Annotated in this window: 19 protein-coding genes and 1 pseudogene; 4 read left to right on the top strand and 16 right to left on the bottom strand. The window is 54.1% G+C overall.

The features are described 5' to 3' along the window. Positions 1 to 115 precede the first annotated feature (115 nt). Together Q0N43_RS06090 and Q0N43_RS06085 are read left to right on the top strand one after the other, a co-directional pair. A pseudogene (locus tag Q0N43_RS06090) lies at positions 116 to 295 on the top strand (peptidase M28 family protein); the annotation flags it as partial. Beyond that, positions 292 to 525 carry a hypothetical protein gene (locus Q0N43_RS06085; protein WP_295443983.1) on the top strand — a complete coding sequence of 78 codons (234 nt, stop codon included), beginning with the start codon at positions 292 to 294 and terminating at the stop codon, positions 523 to 525. The pseudogene Q0N43_RS06090 and the gene Q0N43_RS06085, both read left to right, overlap by 4 nt. 41 nt (positions 526 to 566) lie before the next feature. On the opposite strand, the gene Q0N43_RS06080 is transcribed toward Q0N43_RS06085, so the two are convergent. The 16 genes from Q0N43_RS06080 to Q0N43_RS06005 form a co-directional block, all read right to left on the bottom strand. Continuing rightward, on the bottom strand, positions 567 to 1271 hold the full coding sequence (locus Q0N43_RS06080; protein ID WP_295443982.1) for an A24 family peptidase: 705 nt from the start codon (positions 1269 to 1271) through the stop codon (positions 567 to 569). 68 nt (positions 1272 to 1339) lie between these two features. Further along, positions 1340 to 2035 (bottom strand): type II secretion system protein N, encoded by a 696-nt coding sequence (gene gspN / locus Q0N43_RS06075; RefSeq protein ID WP_295443979.1) that lies wholly within the window; start codon positions 2033 to 2035, stop codon positions 1340 to 1342. Further along, positions 2032 to 2511: a type II secretion system protein GspM gene (gene gspM, locus Q0N43_RS06070; RefSeq protein ID WP_295443976.1), complete on the bottom strand. Its 480-nt coding sequence runs from the start codon at positions 2509 to 2511 to the stop codon at positions 2032 to 2034. The genes gspN and gspM overlap by 4 nt, the downstream gene beginning before the upstream one ends. After that, on the bottom strand, positions 2508 to 3593 hold the full coding sequence (locus Q0N43_RS06065; RefSeq protein WP_295443974.1) for a hypothetical protein: 1086 nt from the start codon (positions 3591 to 3593) through the stop codon (positions 2508 to 2510). The genes gspM and Q0N43_RS06065 overlap by 4 nt, the downstream gene beginning before the upstream one ends. Then, positions 3590 to 4576 carry a type II secretion system minor pseudopilin GspK gene (gene gspK, locus Q0N43_RS06060; RefSeq protein WP_295443971.1) on the bottom strand — a complete coding sequence of 329 codons (987 nt, stop codon included), beginning with the start codon at positions 4574 to 4576 and terminating at the stop codon, positions 3590 to 3592. The genes Q0N43_RS06065 and gspK overlap by 4 nt, the downstream gene beginning before the upstream one ends. Next, positions 4573 to 5217 (bottom strand): type II secretion system minor pseudopilin GspJ, encoded by a 645-nt coding sequence (gspJ, locus tag Q0N43_RS06055; RefSeq protein ID WP_295443968.1) that lies wholly within the window; start codon positions 5215 to 5217, stop codon positions 4573 to 4575. Before gspJ ends, gspK begins: the two co-directional genes overlap by 4 nt. Next, positions 5214 to 5597 (bottom strand): type II secretion system minor pseudopilin GspI, encoded by a 384-nt coding sequence (gspI, locus tag Q0N43_RS06050; RefSeq protein WP_295443965.1) that lies wholly within the window; start codon positions 5595 to 5597, stop codon positions 5214 to 5216. The genes gspJ and gspI overlap by 4 nt, the downstream gene beginning before the upstream one ends. Continuing rightward, the gene (locus Q0N43_RS06045) at positions 5587 to 6081 is read right to left on the bottom strand and encodes a GspH/FimT family pseudopilin (RefSeq protein ID WP_295443963.1); all 495 of its coding nucleotides are present in this window, start codon (positions 6079 to 6081) and stop codon (positions 5587 to 5589) included. The genes gspI and Q0N43_RS06045 overlap by 11 nt, the downstream gene beginning before the upstream one ends. After that, entirely contained in the window at positions 6053 to 6502 is a 450-nt protein-coding gene (gspG, locus tag Q0N43_RS06040; protein ID WP_295443960.1) for a type II secretion system major pseudopilin GspG, read from the bottom strand. Before gspG ends, Q0N43_RS06045 begins: the two co-directional genes overlap by 29 nt. A 26-nt stretch (positions 6503 to 6528) precedes the next feature. Then, positions 6529 to 7746, bottom strand: coding sequence for a type II secretion system inner membrane protein GspF (gene gspF, locus Q0N43_RS06035; RefSeq protein WP_295443958.1), 1218 nt, complete (start codon positions 7744 to 7746; stop codon positions 6529 to 6531). Beyond that, positions 7739 to 9295 (bottom strand): type II secretion system ATPase GspE, encoded by a 1557-nt coding sequence (gspE, locus tag Q0N43_RS06030; RefSeq protein ID WP_295443955.1) that lies wholly within the window; start codon positions 9293 to 9295, stop codon positions 7739 to 7741. Before gspE ends, gspF begins: the two co-directional genes overlap by 8 nt. Then, positions 9295 to 11478 carry a type II secretion system secretin GspD gene (gene gspD, locus Q0N43_RS06025; RefSeq protein WP_295444048.1) on the bottom strand — a complete coding sequence of 728 codons (2184 nt, stop codon included), beginning with the start codon at positions 11476 to 11478 and terminating at the stop codon, positions 9295 to 9297. The genes gspE and gspD overlap by 1 nt, the downstream gene beginning before the upstream one ends. A gap of 2 nt (positions 11479 to 11480) precedes the next feature. Beyond that, positions 11481 to 12293 carry a type II secretion system protein N gene (locus tag Q0N43_RS06020; protein ID WP_295443952.1) on the bottom strand — a complete coding sequence of 271 codons (813 nt, stop codon included), beginning with the start codon at positions 12291 to 12293 and terminating at the stop codon, positions 11481 to 11483. Between the two features lie 182 nt (positions 12294 to 12475). Beyond that, positions 12476 to 15148, bottom strand: coding sequence for a TonB-dependent receptor (locus Q0N43_RS06015; protein WP_295444045.1), 2673 nt, complete (start codon positions 15146 to 15148; stop codon positions 12476 to 12478). Between the two features lie 79 nt (positions 15149 to 15227). Continuing rightward, on the bottom strand, positions 15228 to 16859 hold the full coding sequence (locus tag Q0N43_RS06010; protein ID WP_295443949.1) for a hypothetical protein: 1632 nt from the start codon (positions 16857 to 16859) through the stop codon (positions 15228 to 15230). Positions 16860 to 17142: 283 nt separating this feature from the next. Then, positions 17143 to 17367, bottom strand: coding sequence for a tetratricopeptide repeat protein (locus Q0N43_RS06005; protein WP_295443946.1), 225 nt, complete (start codon positions 17365 to 17367; stop codon positions 17143 to 17145). Positions 17368 to 17959: 592 nt separating this feature from the next. On the opposite strand from Q0N43_RS06005, the gene Q0N43_RS06000 reads away from it, so the two are divergent. Continuing rightward, positions 17960 to 18115: a hypothetical protein gene (locus Q0N43_RS06000; protein WP_295443942.1), complete on the top strand. Its 156-nt coding sequence runs from the start codon at positions 17960 to 17962 to the stop codon at positions 18113 to 18115. Continuing rightward, entirely contained in the window at positions 18112 to 19446 is a 1335-nt protein-coding gene (locus tag Q0N43_RS05995) for an alkaline phosphatase family protein (protein WP_295443939.1), read from the top strand. Before Q0N43_RS06000 ends, Q0N43_RS05995 begins: the two co-directional genes overlap by 4 nt. Positions 19447 to 19460: the final 14 nt, after the last annotated feature.

Genomic DNA, 19460 nt, shown 5'->3' with positions numbered 1-19460 from the left:
TCGCAAGGCGGGATTGCAAAACTGTGCGATGCGGTTAAGCCTAAACGGCATGAAGAAAAATATCGCTCTGTTCGCCGCAGCCTCCTCGCTGTTTCTTAGCCCCGCTGCACACAAACTAGGTATCGTGGATTTGCAGCAAGATGGAACGAAATATTTCGACCTCCACCACACGCCGGATGATACGTTGGGCAAGTTTGATAAGGCCGAATTGCGCCAAAACGTGGCAGCTTGGATCGCAGCCTTGGCCTATCTGGCAAATTATGAAGGCGAACTAAAGCCGGAATTGGCGCAGTGAGAAAATTTGTGTTGCTGATAGCTGCGGTCGCAACGCTTCCTGCTTGCAATGATACGCCAGCTACTGCCGATACAGCACTATCGGAGGGCAGTACGTCTGCGGCCTCGCAGCAAGAAGACTTGGCCAAACAAAAGCTGACCATCGAACAAGCCGCCGAAGAAGCCACGCAGTTGATTGAGGCGGATGCAAAAGCCGAGATCGACGCGGCGACCTCTGAACCTGCGCAATAGTCTGCGGCATTAGGCTATTTTTCCTTGCCCGCGTCAAACGGCTAAACCAGCAAGACAATCGTAAAAGCAGCTGTCCCCATATACGCCCCGAACGGCAGATGTCGGGCGGTTTTTTTAGATAGCGCATAGGCACCCGCAACAAACAGAAACCCAAAGATAGTTGCCAAAAGTAAAGTCATCGGCAGGCCCTGCCAACCGAGCCAGAGGCCAATGGCTCCGAACAATTTGGGGTCGCCTCCACCCATGCCGTCCACCTGACGCAGCCTTCGAAAGGTTTGCCGGATCGCTTCCAATGCCAGAAATCCGAAAATACATCCCAAAATGCGGTCAGGCCAGTCAATCGCGGGTGTCAGAAACGGACCAGCGCAAACGCCTGCTAACGACAACATCAAGACCAATCGATTAGGCAACCATAGTTTCTGATAATCGAGGATGACGAGCGGTAGCAGTACCCAACCGAACACCGCCGCCGCCACTGCCTGACCACCGGACAAGAATAAGACTGCACATAGGCCAGTCGCGGCGGAGACAAGTTCAATGTAAAGCGCGCTTATTCCTATGAATTGACCACAATATCGGCATTTGCCGCGAAGCCATAGATACGACAATATGGGAACAAGGTCTTTAGCCCCAAGCGTGGTCTGGCAATGGTCACAATGCGACCGTCCGTCCGACACCAATTCCCCACGTGGCCAGCGACTGCATAAGGCGGCAACAAAGCTGCCCCAGATTGCGCCGAATAGCATAGCCAGCATCAGTTGATACCAAAAGGGCAAAGCGAATAAATTATCGCCCAATGACGCCAGAAACGCGCTCAGAACCGGCCCTTTTGGACCAAGCGGTACCCCCGCGCAACTGGCCGGAAACCCGCGATATTTAAAACTGCCGCTTGGTCGCCCTGGTCGGCATCGAGCGTAACTGCTATGATATAAGATCCGTCTGCCGACAAACGAATGTCCGCCCGCTCCATCCCGGATTGGCTGACCAAAGGCAGCAATAATTGCGCACCGTCGCAGCGCGGTTTACCAAGCATCCCATTTTGTAAGTTAAGTCCGGGTAGCGTTTCCGACAGGGTAAGCCGGACTTGCCCGCTGGCATCCATGCACCGGCCAGCGGCAAAGCGCGCAGAAAAACCTTCAAACTGAATATTTTCAGCAGGAAACGGCGCGAACAGGGCACCTACGCGCAAAGTAGCGGACAAATTGTTAACCGACACACCACTAATGCCGCGCGATACAGACCCGTTTATGCCAGGCACAAATTGCGCGTTGCCCCGTGACAGCAATATCTCTGCCCGGCCCATAAACAATGGGGATAACAACAAACGTGCATTGACATCGCCTACTGGCATTTTGCCAAGGCGCAGGTCGCGGATGGACCCATCCCAAATGATACCATCAACCTTGCGTGCAGTTACCCCGTCCCCAGCGACGATAGTCCGCAAGGGCATGAACAGTATCGCAGCAAAAGCGAGCGCTACGACCGAAGCAATGGCGAAGCGCCGTTTCATGGCGCGTTCATCTGCAACTGCGCCTCAACCGTTACGGTGCTGTTCGCGCCGGTACGTAAGGCGACACTGCGCACAGCAACATTCTGGCCCTCAAGCTCCGTCAGCCAAGCAAGCAATGCTGGCGCACGCGCTTGGTCAATCCGGAAGCTGATTTGTCCTGCTGCTTTATTGGGCGATTTGACGAGATCGAAACCCTGTTCCGCCGCATTTTGGGTAATCAGTTGGTCAATATCCGCCGTCACTGCAGAGCGCGACCCCGTCTGCTGCTTCTGCGCGGCATCGACCGTGGCGATTATCCGCCCGCGCCGTTGGACCGCCACGTCATGATCTAGCTTTGCCTGATCAATGGTTGCCAGAACGGGTAGTAACATTCCGAAAATCGCCACCACAAAAGCGGTCAGTGCGCCCGCCACACCAACGAGCCATTGCTCGCGCCGCGTTAGGGCAGCAAACCATAAGCGTAACGCCGCTATCATGGCATCCTCACTGTCATATCAACCAATGTGGCACCCGTTGTGTCCTGCCGCGCGGTTGCGGTAATGCGGAACCCGTCTTGCTGAATGGTCACAAGCGCATTGTTGATGTTATCGGCGGTCGGTGCCGCCAGAACAACGGTCAAAATACCGTCCGGCGTATATCGTAATTCCCGCACGGACACATTCGGCGCAGCCTTCACACTGCGCCACACAGCAGCGGAAAGCGGCGCAAAGCGGCTTTGCGTTTTGCCCTGACGATTAAGCGACGCGGCGAGCATGCTTTCGGCCTGATCAATGTCCTGAATAGCCGGATCAATCTTCTGTGCCGCAGCCAATGCGGCGTCATTTTCAGACGCAGTTGCAGTCCAATATTTTGCCAAGGTCGCAATAGTGAGCATCATTGTCACGATAAGAAGCGCGGCCAAAAGCCGCCTTACCCAAATCTTTTGCTCTGCGGTCACCCAAACCGCCTGATCTCGCTTTGCGAAGTTGCCTTCACGCAAATTGAGCAATGGCGCAGCGCTTGCAGAAAGCAGCATGGACCGGATGGAGTCGCTATCCATATTTTCTATCTGCGCGTCGCCAATGAACAAATCGCGCAACATGGCTTCGTCAGGTATAGCAAATTGCGCGCCGCGCAGGACGGACAGGCCGTCCATTTCGGCCCTGAACACGCCATCTGAATGGATACGCACCAACGATGCAAAGGGCAGGACAATGTCGGGGTTTAGCCCGCGCGCGCCAAGCCTATCCAACCCGCGCTGCATTACCTCCGGCGCGATTGTCGCTGTGGCAATAACGTCGTCATAATCTGTACCAGCGCTGATGTGCACAAGGCCAAGCGATTGTTCGGCTGCACGCAGTTTCGCCACCGTTTCGGCCTGACGCCCTTGCAGATCGGGGAGCGTGAACCAGTGACACCGAACATCTTCAGGCGCGACCACTGCCATAACAGTCACATCGTCAACCGTCGGCACGAAGTTGGAAAGTACGCCAGCATCCTGCCAAACGCCCTCAATGACTCGAAACACCGACGGGTCGTCCTGCTCAGATGTTGGGAACCGCGCAATGACCAATGTCATTCCTCTTCCCCCCAACTGCGCCAGATAACGCGCGCAGGCGCAGGCGACGCGACAATCATCGACTGTCCGGAAAGCTTGAGTTCGCCAAATGACACATTTGTGTTCAAAAGAAAGTAATTGCTCGTCAGTTTTACCTGCCCTTGAACCAGAGAAGACGGTTCCAGCGCGGCAATTTCAGGCGCCGCCCAGAATCGGATGAGGCTGCCATAGCCATTAGATGGCCGCTTGGCGAGATAGCTGCGCGCTAAGGTCAAATTCATCTTGCCGGGCGGGAATAGCATGGCCAACAACGGCGCTTGTTCGGGCAGCAAAGTGTTGACATTCAACGGCGATAAAACCGGATCGGGCAGCGCGCAGATCCAACCCTGCAACGTGGCATAGATAGCAGGGGTTACGCCCTTGACCGCGCGCAGCTCGCTTGGATGCACATACAGCCTGTTCGCCGTAAAATAAGGCGTCGCCGCAGAAAGATACCCATCATCCTCCACGCCATTTGGCAAAGGCATGATGTCGCTGTCCGCCCAGTCGGCTGCTGCCGCCGCAATAACACGAGCAGCGTTTTCATTTGTGCCCAACACCACCAACAACGACGTCATCTGGTCTTGCCCCGTCGCACTCGCCAAGTATCGGCCGTCAATTTCGGTCACAAGGCTGTTAAGATTAAAACAATTGCCAGCATCCCGCACGGACGCCCTGGCAGAGCCGATAGGAATAGGAATAGTTTGTACCTTCCCCAACCAATCCCCCGTTAACGTCGTTTGCGCGACATCGCGGGCAACCAGGTCCTCAATACGCGCAGCGGCAATCGCCTCGGTCGCGTAGGTAAACATGCGCGCTTGGGCAAGCACGTTGCCATTGGCAGACAATTTGCTCGACAAGCTAAGCCGGTCAAGCGTCGTAGCCGCAATCACCGCCAGCACTGCAACCATAAGCAAGACAGACAGCAAGGCCGCGCCGCGCTCTGAAGGTTTTTGCTGCATCATTCTGCAGCGCCTGTGTCAACGCTCGGCGCTGCAACGCGTGTTTGCGAACCGACCAGAAAAAGCATGCGTTGGGAAGGCTTACCGACCAAATTGACGTTTAAGGCAACAGCGCGCGGCAAAGCATCCGCATCGGTCGCCGTCCAGTCGTCGCGCCAAGCGCCTGTATCATCCCGAAATTCGACCGCTGCAGACGTCACATCCTCCAACAAGACCGCAGCGTCTGTGGGCGCGGATCCATCCAGCATGGGCCAACTCAACCGCTTAAGCGACCCGCCTTCCAGCACATAAGCCACGCGTTGCAGTCCTGCCCTTGGCGCACGATCAAAGTTGGACCACCCGGCCCGGACAAAGCCAAATAGCGCGCCGGGAAAGCTTGCCTCACCTTGGGTAAAGGCAGGAATAGGTTCGCCGGATTGATCTCGCACGGGCCGCGCGATCGCTTGGGCTAGGTCGCCTTCCAAACTATTGGCCAGGCGATGCGACAATGCCATTTCTTCAAGACGCTTTTTCACGGCAATTTGGGTATCGCTGCCGGAACGCAAAAGCATGACACCAGCCACTGAAATGAGTGCAAAAATCGCAAGCGCCACCAGCAATTCGATAAGCGTAAACCCGGCCTCTGACTTTCGCAATTCGGTCATTGTTCAATGGGCCTCGCTATCGTCATCTGGGCCTTGCGGAGTGCCGCGTTGCCTGTTCCGACCACGTTGATCTCGACAGTCACCAAACGGCTGTCATCGGTGGCGCGCGTTGTGGCCATCCACTGCCAATTCTGACCGCCGTTTAATTCTTCGCCGCGCGTTTCTCCCAGAGATGGCGGCGCGGGGTTGGACGATATTTCTACGGCCAAGTTGCGCGCCACTTGCCATGCCATATTGCTATCGCCCAGATTGGCTGTCGAGCGTACCGAATATCCCTGCAAGCGCACCATCGCTAACGCCGCAAGGCTGAAAATCGCCAAAGCAACCATGATTTCCAGCAGCGTGAAGCCATTGCGAGGCAATGAAGCCTTAACGGACAACGCGAATGTCCCCGGTTGCGGCGAGCTTTAGCGTGACCGTTACATTGTCATGTTTGATTGCGATATCGGCGGCGCTTGACGGCAGGCCCGTGCTGTCAAAGGCTACACGCATCTGCCGCGCGCCGGACATCTGAACCGTTGTGCCACTTTTCCAGTCGGTTGCTGAAAATGGGGCCTCGGACATCGGCACCCAGTTGCCATTATTACGCGTTTCAAAGCCATAGCCCGACGGGCGCACGGTCACCGCCATGGTGCGCGATTGCAATATGGCATTATCGCGCAAGGCGGCAACGCGGGCGGCAAATTGCTCCGCCTCATCCCGAACACCGCGCTCGGGCGAGCGTACGGCCATAACAACGGCCGTGCTCGCAATGCCGATTATGAACAATACCACCATAAGCTCCACTAAGCTGAAGCCACGCGCATTATCCTGAACGATGTTACGGACGGACGGCTTAGTCGCCGTAAATGTCGGCATTATCATTCTCACCCCCAGGCGCGCCATCGGCACCCAGCGAATAGATATCAAAGGCGCCGTTCTTTCCAGGCATGCTATACTGATATGGGCGGTTCCAAGGGTCCATCGGCAGTTTCTTGATATAGCCTTCACTCCGCCCTCCGGTCGTCGGCGGCGTCACCAACGCCTGCAAACCAGCACCTCCATCAGGGTAGGTCAAATTATCCAAGCGATAGGTTTCCAGTGCCTGTCCCAAAACGGCGATATCTGCCCGTGCCTTTTGCACCATGGCCTTGTCCTGATTGGGTAGCACGTTGATGGCCACGACCGTTGTCAGCAGCGCCAAAATAAATAAAGTCACCATCATTTCAACTAGGGTGAAACCGTTGCGTTGCGCCTTAACGCCCTTGCGGCGGAACCTGGCGGGGGCGCGACGGGTATCGGTCAAAAGAGTAAAAAATAGGCGGAGCATGTCTACAGTCCCGTAAGGTTTTGGAGTTGAAGGATAGGCAGCAATATTGCCAATATGATGACAGCGACCACGCCGCCCATCGCGACAATGATCAAGGGTTCAAGCAACGACAAAGCGGTGCTGGTAAAGGTATCAAATTCGCGTTCCAGATATTCGGCGGCACGTTCGAGCATGATATCCAATTGCCCTGCGCTCTCGCCGCTTGCCGTCAGATACACGAGCAAAGGCGGAAAAACCCCGCTGCTACGCATCGCGCCGGACAGGCTACCCCCGCTACGCACGGATTCCACGATCTCGTCATTTGCCGCAGATAACACTTTATTGCGAATGGTGCCGCCCGTCAGGCGCAAGCCTTCCAACAAGGGCAAGCGGCTTGCAACCATTGTCGCCAATGTCCGTGCCATGCGTGCGGCATGCAGGTTACGCAAAAGCTTTCCAAGCAACGGAATGCGCAAGACATTGCGGTCCACAGCCAAACGGAAGGCGGGCTGTTTTAAGGCTTGCGCAAAACCCAAAGCAGCCAGCGCGGCAACGATGATCAGCGCCCAGTAATAGCTCGCCAAAAATGCCGAAATGCCAATCACCATGCGCGTTATCAGCGGTAGTTGCTGATCCACATTGTCGAATTGTTCAACCACGCGCGGCACGACGGACACCATCAACCCCATCACAACGAGGATCGCGACGAACGACAGGATCGCCGGATACGCCAGCGCACCGATCAACTTACCCCGCATCTCCGCCTGCCGTTCCAGAAGCACAGCAAGCCGTTCGGTGATCAGCGGCAATGTGCCCGCGCCCTCCCCGGCGGCGATCATTGCGCGATACAAAGGTGGAAAGCTGCTGCTTTCGCGCCGCATAGATTCGGACAAACGCTGGCCTTCAACGACGCCTGTGTGAACGGCTGTCAATATCTCACGCACGTGGGGTTGCTCACTTTGACGACTTATCGTCCGCAACGCCTCTTCCAAGGGCGAAACTTGCGCCAAGGAAGACAATTGCCGGGTGAACAATGTCAGTTGCTTTGCGTTTAACCGAGGCTGCCGTTTTAGCGGCAGGTTGGCAAACACCGGTGCACGCACTTCGGCAGGCGCAACGCTTACAATATACAGTTTTTTCAACACCAATGCTTCGCGTGCCAGATCATCATTCGCCGCAGATATCCGACCGCGCCGCTCGCGCCCGTCAGGGTCGATGGCGTGATAAGCAAATTCAGGCATCAACGATGTCTTCACGGCGTGAAATGCGAATAGCCTCCTCTGGCGTGGTGTCCCCGCTACGCACCAATTTACGCGCAGCGGCACTCAAATTAGGCTGGTTCACAAAAGCATGTCGCGCCAATATGGCTTCATCGCCGCCGTCATTGATCAAGCGGCGGATGGTATCATCCACACGGACAGCCTCAAACACGCCAATGCGGCCCAAATAGCCAGTGTTGTTGCATTCAGGGCAACCGACGGCTTTATAAACCGCCGTGCCCTTGTCAAAACCAAGCAACGACGCTGCATTGCCGTCGGCCTGCATTGTTTGGCGGCAATGCGGACACAGGCGGCGCACAAGCCGCTGCGCGATGACAGCACGCAGGGTCGAGGCGAGCAAGAAAGGCTCAACCTTCATATCGCGCATACGCGTAATTGCACCAAGCGCATCATTTGTGTGCACCGTGGTCATTACCAAATGGCCGGTAAGCGCCGCTTGCACAGCAATATCGGCGGTTTCACGGTCCCGGATTTCGCCGACCATGACGACGTCAGGATCCTGCCGCAAAATCGCGCGTAGGCCAGCGGCAAAGGTCATACCTACTTTCGCATTCACCTGCGTCTGGCCAATGCCTTCGACCGCATATTCGACGGGGTCTTCAACCGTCAGTATGTTGCGGGAACCGTCGTTCAGACGCTTTAGACCTGCGTATAAAGTGGTGGTCTTACCCGAACCCGTCGGACCAGTGACCAGAATAATACCATTGGGTTCAGCCAATGCTTCGCGCAATATTTTTAGCGTCTCTTCAGACATGCCCAGCAAATCGAGCGAAATCCCAGCATTTTCATTGTCGAGAATACGCATCACGACGCGCTCACCAGCGCGGCTTGGCAAGGTGGACACACGCACATCGACCATCTTTCCACCAAGCGACAGGCCAATACGGCCATCTTGCGGAATGCGGCGTTCGGCAATGTCGAGCCGCGCCATTACCTTGATACGGCTGACGACCACAGGCGCAACATTGGCGGGGAGCCGAAGCCGTTCCTGCAACACGCCATCGGCACGCATGCGTATAACAAGACCAGTTTCATAAGGTTCGATATGAATATCCGAAACACCTTGCCGCACAGCCTCTGCTATGATGCCGTTAATCAACCGGATAACCGGAGCGTCATCAGCGCTGTCGAGCAAATCATCGACACTTGGCAGCATATCGGATAACAGATCGCCGTCATTATGGCCTATCGACCCCGCCATTGCCGCTGCACTTCCGTCCATCGCATAATGGTCGGAAAGATACCGGTCAAAGGTCTGGTTATCGGCTATCTCAACATCGAACGGCATCGCCAGATGGCGCCGCACTTCAAGCAGCATAAGAGGATCTGCGCCTTCACGCATGGCAACGATTAAACGAGCGTTGCTCTCATGACGCAAAACCAGGCCGTGCGCCTTAGCAAAGGCATAAGGCAGATCCAGCAATGGCGTGATCTGGGCAACAGTAACGGGCGCGCCAGTTTCTGCGCCAGTCGCGCCCGGTCGTTCCAACGTTCCTTGCGAAACTGTCATTATTGTCCATCCCCAATATTAGCGGATATGGCGCTCGCAGGCACATCTGCGGGTTTAAGCGGACCATCTGCTGGCGGCCGCGTCAGACTGCCGTCTGCGCCGATCATAATGTCGTTTGCCCGCGCATTTGGGTCCGTGGGCGGGGTGGCGCCCATATAGTCGCGGAGCAATTCATCGATGCTCGGCTCCATATCCGGATTACGCAGCCGCTGCATGTCGCGCACGTATTCATAACGGCGCGCAGTCAATCGGTCACCATCTTGCCGGCTCCGCAAGATTGTAGGCCGGATGAACACCATCAGGTTGGTTTTACTGCGGCTGCGGCTGCGCGACTTAAACAGCTCACCGATAAGGGGAATGTCGCTGAGCAATGGAATACGCTCAATCGTGCGGCGCTCGTCATCGTTAAGCAGCCCGCCTATTGCCAATAATTGGCCGTCGCCGACAGTCAATGTCGTCTCGAATTCGCGTTTGTTGAGGACAAGGTCGTTGGAGCGCGAAGATACAGGGCCAGCAACGCTCGACACTTCTTGTTTCAGGAACAGCTTCACATCGCCTTGCGCATTGACCTGCGGCGTGACCTCAAGCTTTATGCCGACTTCCTGTCGTTGCACGGTACGGAATGCATTTTCGAAGTTTGCGGACAATTGTTCGCCCGTGCTGACTGGCACTTCTTGGCCGACCAGAAACTTCGCCTTTTGGTTGTTCAACGTCACAATATGCGGCGTCGCCAAAAGGTTGGATTGTGTGTCTGCTGCAATTGCGTTGATGATTGTTCCAAAAATCGTATTCTTACCGAAATTGAGCGCCACGCCGCCAAAGCCGCCCGTTGCGCTTAAAATAGATGCCGCAGCCGCTTCTTGCAGGCCGTTACCCAATGCGCTGCTGGTCCCGGTGGTGGTAGTATTGCCATTGACGGTAGTGGTCGTGCGCGTCAACTCCTCGGCCCCAATAGCCCCAGCTATTGTCAGGATATTGGGCGAAGCATTGGAGTAATTGGTCGCCACAAATGGCGCATCCTTGCCCCCCACGAGAAATTGTACGCCAAGCTTTTTAGCGGCCTCATTACCGATTTCCACCACAATAGCTTCCACCAGAACCTGTTCAGGCCGTGTGTCTAATTGCCGGATCAATTCGCCTAAGCTGCGCTGCACGTCCGGATTGGCAGCGACAATTAGGGCATTTGTGCCTTCATAACGCGTCACAACAATAGGACCGCGTCCGCCAATGCTGTTTGTGCCACCGCCAGAAGATGTCGCAACGATTGGCGCGGATGGGGCAGCTGGCGCTCCGCCATTTACAGGTGCGGCCACTGAAGGCATGTCGCTGCCCCGCGCACCACCGCTTTGTCCACCAATCAGCGACTGGACGGTTTCTAGCAATGTTTCGGCGTTAGCATGTTCAAGCCGGTACACCCGAATTTCGGACCCAGATTGCGCACGGGCATCTAATTGCTTTGCCATTTCGGCAAAACGAGCAACGGATGTCGGGTCACCGCGCAACGCAATGGCGTTACTGCTGTCGATAGCCGCGATGGAGACAGAAGTACGCGCGCCTTCGCCGCCACCCTGACCAGCCAAACCTTGCAATGCCGTCGCAATTTCGCGTGCGCCTGCATTGTCTAGCGTCACAATCTGGGTGGCTGCACTGTCGCGGTCAATTTGGCGGATGAGATCGCGGATCCGACGGATATTGTCGGCGTAGTCCGCCGCCACAAGGCTATTTGCGCTGCGGTTCGCCGTAAGCGAGCCTTCACGGCTGATTAATGGACGCAGCGTTTCTACCGCTGTGGCCGCGTCGATCGACCGCAAGCGGAACACTTCGGTTACAAACTGGCTGGCAGACTCGGCCCGGCTGCCTACGCGCGTTGGCTGCGTTGCCGCGCCGTCCGAAGGCTGAATGCGATATCCGCCGCCGCGCATGGGAATTGCGACAAGGCCATTTGCGCGCAAAGTCGACAAAAACACCTCGAAATATTCCGAACGCGACAATGGGCGGTCACTCACAACCGAAACCTTACCCGTAACGCGGCCATCGACAATGAAAGTTTGCCCAGTAACGCGCGCGGCGTCTTGCACAAAAGCGCGGATGTCGGCGTCGCGGACATTCAATGTCTGCTGCGCGGTCAATGGCGTGGTAAAAATAAGCGTGCTGGACGCCAACCATAAGGAGAATTTACGGATCACTATTGTTCCAGAATTAAAGCGATGGGGACTTTTGAACCGCCGCGTTCAACTTCGACGCTTATCCGCGCTCCGGGGCGAAATTGGGCCATGACATCAGCGGCGGATGAAACGGGACGACCATTGACGGCAACAACAATATCGCCAGCCTGAAAACCGGAGAGCTTAAGCATCGCCCCGTCATCCTGGGCTTTCAAAACAAGGCCGGTTACCCTGCCCCCTTCGTTGCGTGGGACAAAGCCAATGGCCTTTTGCAGCGTTTGGGCATTTAGCCCACCCGCGGCGGAAGAGGTAGCTGCTGGTTTAGACGCATCTCCAGAGGGGCCGACCGTCTCCGCCGGAACCGACTGATCCAGATAAAGTGACTCCTTCACTCCGCCGCGCGACAATACCACATGGTCGAAAGCAACCGAGTCCAGCGTCACGCCCGGCGCAACTTCTTCACCCACGGCAAAACTATTTTGGAGACCGTCCTCACCAGCAAGGATGGCGGAACCGCCTCCTGAACTTTCATTTGCGCGCACGCCAAACAAAACGAGACTTAAGGACGTGACATTCTGGGTGGGTGTTGCGGTCGTGTCAGTAAGATAAAAAGGGTCAAAACCCCTAAAAAGCGCTGCCCGAGACGATGGTGAAACAAGATTGACCGATGGCGCGTGCCATCCGGCAAGCGGATCAACCGGTATGACAACGACCCAAAAAAGCCGCGTCAACTGAATAGCCAAAAGAACGACAATTAAGGCAATGAGGACATTACCAATAGGCAGTAACGTCAGCACACGAGATTGCACCCGAACCCTTTCAGCCAATGTCACTTCCACAAAACTCCCCTGGCGGCACCGCCCGTTGATGCGGGCCTAAGACACCGTTGTGACTTAAAAGTGAAATTAAAATGACAGTTTTGTGACTGTCATAGCGTGTGGCTTTAACGATACATAAAACAACGGCGGCATGTTGATTATAACATGCCGCCGCTAATCAGACAAAATTGTATGAGTTAGAAGTTTAAACTAAGTCCAATAGATGCGCTCGTACCAAGTTCATACTGGTTGTATGCGATACGATTATTACCTGACTGTTGAAACTCATTGTACTTTGTGCGTGTGAGGTTTCGAAGTTCAACTTTTAGATCAACTTGCTTCCCTGCTACCTTTATTCCCTGCCGACCAACGACATCAAGCCTAAAGCCAGGGCGCTCTATCACATCTGGTTGTGGCGGCGACCCATTAACACCACGGCTTGTGACACGATCACTGGCATAAGTGAGCAGGAACGTGAGCTGTGACAGCTTATCCGTATCTTCAATACCGGCTTGGAAATTGACGATGTGGTCGGACTGCCCGGTTAAGGACGAACCATCCTGGAAGTAATCCAAAGCACTGGTCGAGAAAGCCCCAAAAAAGCTTGTTATGTCACCAGCCTGCACCGTTAGCTCTGATTTTGTGTAGGTATAGTTCGCTACCAACACCAACCTTCGCGATGTGAAAAAGTCATTGCTGCTTAAGTTGCTAAGATCAAAATATTTCTGGACGTCGACTTCTGCTCCATAAAGAGACGCCTCGGGTGCATTCGCGAACGAGGTCGCGAGATCGCTTGCAACAAACGCCTCAATCGGATTTTTGATCTTCTTATAAAAAGCAGAAAAAGAAAAGCGCTGCTCTGGCGCAAAATAATACTCAAATCGAGCTTCGCCATTATACAGCTGGCTATCTACAAGCAGAGGATTGCCACGGTAAGCACGATTTGTATCAGGATCAAAATAGGGCTGATTAATCAGTTCGCGAAATTGCGGACGTGCAATTGTTTTCGACGCGCTAAAGCGTGCTTTCATTTGCTCCGTCAGGTCAACCGTTAGCGTCGCAGCTGGCAACCAATATTCACGCGACAAGTCGGTAGCCGCACCAGACGCGCCGGGTACTCTGAATACCTGAATAGGAACAACGGACTGCTCCGCCTTTTCCCACCTAACGCCCGCATCGATATTGAACAAGTCGCCGATCTGGGCATTGATTTTTCCATAGCCAGCCCATGTACGCAACTTGGCTTCAAAGGCTGGGTTGCCTTCATCAGCTTCAAACAATGAAATCTCGTAGAAGTCGATAAGCTCTGGCGTTAGTAAAAGGTCAGCACGCAGCATACCAACACCGGCAGGAAGGGCTTCTGCGTCATAGAAAAATTCGCGGCGCGAACTAACCCGGTCAGTGTCCGAGTAAGCGTTACCGACCGTGATGCCAATATCAGGCGTGAGCTTGTACGTAATGTCAATACCGCCAGAAATAAGTTCTTCTGTTAGTTTCGAAAAAATCAACCGCGCATCACCACGGTTACGGTTTAATACGTTAACGAAAAAAGCGCCGGTCGGATCCGAAGCCGCATTTGTTCGTACATATTCGGTCGACAATTCATAAGGCGCGTCGCGTTGTGATTTTGCATAGGACCCGCGCACATCAATCCGCAAATCAGGTGTGACTTTGAATTCGCCAACCAGTTGCGTATCAACCAGCTGCCGTTCATACCAAGCTGTCTTCTGCCGCATCACGTCTGCAGTCCCTTGGTCGATATTCCCGACACTTAACCGAGCCTGTTTAATGGTGTCATGTATATACAGATTGGTCCAACGGAGTTTGCTTTCACCAAATTCAAGTCCCAAGCCAAGAAGACCATTGGCGACGATACGCTGATCGGTGCTCACTTGATTAAAACTCGAATCAACGGTCGAGACGTCTGCACTCGACGAACGTTGCTGAACGGTGTCGCGCGTCGACCACTTATTGCTAAAACCACCACCGGCAATTACGCCAAGTTGTGACGCACCCACATCAAACGTTTTCCCGCCTGAAAAAGACAACGACGCATTAACGGGTAATTTTGTGTCCCGCTGTAAAATGGCATTACGGCCAGTCACGAGACCCTTACCGACGTTTTGTACGTTAACTAGATTAGAACTGAGCCGCTCACCGCCTGCTAGGAAGCTCTGAAGCGCAGGCGTAAAATCCCGATTTCCATTGGTGTAGCCCGACCAGTCGGACGAGCTACCATAATACGTGTAGCCCAGGCGACCGGTAGATTCAGTGTCGCCGGAGACCGTTCCGCCGATTGTGAAAAACGGGTCGCGCGGTGTCGCCTTGGTTGTAAGGTTGATGACACCGCCACCAAATTCACCAGGGTAATTCGCAGAATAGCTTTTTTGCACCAATGATGATGCGATGACGCCTGTGGGGAAAAGATCAAGCGGAACAACGCGTTTGAGCGGCTCGGGGCTTGGAAGTGGTGAACCATTTAGCAACGCCAGCGAATAACGATCGCCAAGCCCACGAACATATACATAGCCATTGCCGACAACGCTAAGGCCAGTGACCCGACCCAGCGCGCCCGCAATATTGCCTTCGCCGGTCCGTGCGATGTCAGCGCTCGAAAGCACAGACACAACCTGCGGTGACGACTTGGCAATGTTGCGGTCAAGATATCCGCGCACCACGATCTCGCCACCTGGTACCGATATTTCGGTTTCCTCTTCAGGCTGGGCCAATTCCGTTGCCGCAGGCTCTGCAGCTGCTTCTTGCTGGGTTTCAGCTGGAGTTGGCTCAACAGTCTGCGCAAGCGCCATATTTGGAGCAACGAGCGAAGTTGTAAAGAGCAGCAGGCTGGCACGCCTAATTGAATAAGACATTGGAATTTCCCTATTTCCTATTGAAAAAGGGTGGAGCGGGCCGATGCGGCCGCGCTCCACCCAAATCATGGCTCGCAGCTTAGTATGTAGGCAGCGAGGTGCAAAGGCCAGTCACGCTAGTACCCAAAGTAGCGGTGGAACTGTTGCAAGTCCAGCCAGCGTACCAAGCGGAACCGGCAGTCCCATCCTTAACGGCACCAACATAATTTGTAGCTGTAAAGAAGGATTGGACAGTTGACGAGAAATTAGCGAACGTGGTTGGGTTTGTAGCCACGATTGCTGTTTCATTCGCGCCGTTGATGAACAGCGATGAGAAGCTCGTCGTGAAGGCATCATTGTTGTTGTTTGAGCCTGTGCCAAAGAACGTCCCTACCTGTGTAGCGTTATAGGACCCCGAACCCAAAAACTTAGTTGCGTTGCACTGCAACACCACCGAGCGCGCGGTAAGCGTAGCCGGCGTAGTGCCAGAACCATTCATACGAATACATTCGTTATTTGGTGTAGCAATGATGCCATTTATCAGGGTCGTGTCCGAGTTTCCACGGAACAATGTAGAGGCCAGATCATTGGAGTCGTTATCTGACGACGACTGTGACTGCAAAGCAGTAAAGTTTACAATCCGCATTATACTCCGCGGTAAGTCCGCTTCAGCGCCGTTGCTATCGAACTCCATCAAAGCATCGCCCCTGCCAGCTCGCTGAATAAGCAAAGCAAATTGAATATTCGCTTCAGCGCCGGTGTCGATATCAAGGCTGTCATCGTCTGCACCGGTTGAAACATAATTTTTCATGTTGACGGCGCCACCGAAGAATTCAACGCCATCATCGGAGCTGTTGTGCGATTGAATATTGTTCAGGATCGTTCCTGTGCCAATACTGCCGGTCGTGAGCGCCTGCAATTCCTTATTTTGTCCAAGAACAAAGCCCGAGTAACGGATTTGAACAAAGCTCATTGAGCCAGCGTTGTAGCTGTTGTTTGTTCCACCATAAAGGGCCTTATCTGCGGCGCCCTCAGTATCACGCTCGCAAGTGTTTAGAGCGACAGTCCCAGTAAGGCAATCCGTCGTAATTCCGCGGCCCAACAACACAACGCCGCCCCACTGACCTTGCGATGCGTCAGTATTAAAACCGGCAACATTGTCTTGGCTGGTGAAGATAATCGGTAGGCTTGCAGTGCCAACAGCCGAGATTTTGTTACCACGATTTACTGCAAGCCAAGACTGACCAGTTGTACCGTAAAGAATTACGCCTGGATTGATTGTCAAGGTGACATTAGTGTCGGCGGTGAGTGGCGTCGAGGTACACCCAACGGTCGTCGAAGTGTAAGGCGAGCCGACTGTTGGCGCGGCGAAGCCACCGTCGCATCCGACGTTAACGCGTCCATTCATCGAATAAAGCACGCCAGGAAGCTTTGGTAAGGTGCTCGACACCTTTATAAGGCTTGGCAGCTGGCAAACGCGATATGTACCGGTTGGGCCAGAAATCGTTCCAGCGTTAGCCAAACCCTGTGGGTCGGCAATCGAAGGACACGCGCCAGCAGCCGTAACCAATGATGGCGGCGGCGGTGGCGGCGGAGGAGGAGGAGCGGCTGGGTTGTTGATGGTGATGTTACCACCGGTGCCGGGCGACGCGATGTCGTCTGCGCCACAACCAGTGACAAGAGCCGCAGCTGCCGTAGCATAGACAATCCCGCGCAATTTTGGGTTTAACATTCTGAATCTCCGCAACAAATAAGACTTGCCCGATTATAGGCACTTGCAACGGACCAGTGACGAATCAACATAGGCCCCACCCGTTGACAACATTCGTCTAGGCGACACCTATGACAGAGTTGTGCGCATAATGTTGCATTTAGAAGAATATTTTGTGTCAGCTACATGACAAGGTCGCGCACCAGTCGCTTTTACAGCAAATTTCCAAAGCAAATAAAAAAAGCGAGCCTGTCCGACTCGCTATTTTTTTGTGACAACAATTGAAAACTTGAGTAACTGCAGCTTAATGCGAAGCCACGCGCGTTTGCAGACTAGCCATCGCTTCGCGTGCTGCAACCTTAGAGTTCATCACGCGGCCATCGGCTAAAACCAAATCCACGCTTTCACGGGACTGCATTGCTGCCTTAAAATACGCAGCCGCTTTTTCGGTCTGCCCCATTCGTGCATAGGCGCGTCCAAGATTAGGCAGTTTTGGAAGATCGTTCTTGCTGAGCTCGACACTCGCCAAGATTTGGGACACCGCGCGCGCATTATCGCCGCTCATAAGAGCCTCATATTCAACGGAGCTCTTTGGCTAGGACATTTCGCCAACTGCATACGGCTTAGCCAGTGCTGCGACAGACAAAGTTCCAGCTATTAATGTGCCCAAAAACATCATTTTCATAGCGTTTCTCCTTTTTCTGCGGTCAGTGTTGCACTTTAATGACAGTACTGCAACATAAATGTCAAAAATGTGTAATGATAGGAGGATTGTCGAAAAATACGCTGCTAGAACAACATAGACTTATCGAAACTATAATACGAAAACAGTACAATAACTGTTTTCATAGGCCTTTTACTCCATGCACCTCGCTGGTAGACGCTTGGGAAAGGTCAAATGATGCGGGCCTTTGGCCGCGTCAATTTTGGCGAAGCTGGCGACACCTGCGATTATGTCTCCGGCGTCGATCATTACGTCGAGAAGTGGAGGGGCGACGGTGACGAATGCACAACGCACCTAGGGTCAGAACCTAATAAATCCACCTTCGCAAGGACAATTCCCTGCTTATTTTCTATATACTGAACGCGCGCAGCAAAATTATCAGGATATCTTGCTTGAGATGATTAAGCGCCTTGGTTACGACAATGCAAATTATTTCCCCGATTATGCCAAAGCAATAGCAGCGGCGCGCGGCGAAGTTGCCCCTGACAACCAAACATTGCTGGCGGGTGCACCGCAGCAATTCTTCATAACGTTAAAGGCTGGTTTCTCATGAAGTTTAATCTATTAATCGGCAGCGCGCTTCTTGTGGCTGCGCTACCGTCGGCGGCTTTGGCAGAGCCGGTGCTGCTGATTTCCATCCACGGGCTACAACCCGATGACGTTATACAGGCGGAAGAACGCGGGATATACATCCCGAACCTTAAACGCTTCATCACGCAAGGCAGCTATGCCCAAGGCGTACGCGGCATCCTGCCAACGGTAACTTACCCAAGCCACGCGACGCTGATCACAGGTGTCAGCGCATCGCGGCATGGCATTGTCAGCAACAACAGCTTCGACCCTCTGCAAATCAACCAGGGCGGTTGGTATTGTTATGCCAGCGATTTTAAGGTCCCGACCTTGTGGGATGTCGCCGCGAAGGCAGGATTGACCACCGCCAACGTGCATTGGCCCGTCAGTGTCAACACCAACGCAATAAAATGGAATATCCCGCAAATCTGGCGCACGGGCCATTCAGATGACGTCAAGCTTGTGAAGGCGCTTGCCACGCCAAGTTTGATTAAATCCCTGGAAAGCCAATTGGGCGAATATGCCCCCGGCATTGACGAAAACATAGAAGGTGATGAAAACCGTGGCCGGTTCGCAACGGCGCTCATTGCGCGTGAGAAACCGTATTTCACGACGATCTATCTGACGGCGCTTGACCATGAACAACATGAACAAGGTCCCGATACGGCGGCTGCGCATGCGGTTCTTAAACGGATTGACGCGGTGGTGGGCAAGATCATCGCAGCACAATTGGTAGCCCGGCCTGACAGCTTCATCGCCGTTGTTTCCGACCATGGCTTTTCAAAGGTCGATACCGAAGTCAATCTCTATCGGGCATTCATTGACGCTGGCTTGATTGTCCTCGACGCCAACGGCAAAATCAAGGACTGGGAAGCCAGTCCGTGGAATTCGGGCGGATCGTCAGCAATCGTTTTGAAGCGGCCATCCAATCCCGCGTTACGCGCGCGCGTCTCAGAACTATTGGAGCAGTTAAAAGCCGACCCTAAAAATGGCATCGCCCAGATCGCCACTACATCGGAGATCGCCGGGTACGGAGCGAATCCGCAGGCAAGCTTTTACGTTGGCTTTGCCCCGAATGCCTATGCTGGCAATTTCAAAGGCGCGGCCGCGCCTTTGGTGAGCCCGTCGGGCAGTAAAGGCATGCATGGTTATTTTCCCGACATGCCGTTCATGCGCTCCAGCTTCATGATTATGGGCGCAAGCGTTCAAAAAGGCCGCAATTTGGACGAAATCGACATGCGCGCAATTGCCCCCACACTTGCCAAAGCCATGAGATTGACGCTGCCGGATGCAGAGGTTCCCGCCATCAAATAACCGCGCCTGCATAA

Source organism: Sphingorhabdus sp. EL138, from assembly GCF_945882965.1.
GTDB lineage: Bacteria > Pseudomonadota > Alphaproteobacteria > Sphingomonadales > Sphingomonadaceae > Sphingorhabdus_B.
This window is presented reverse-complemented; position numbering and strand designations above follow the sequence as displayed.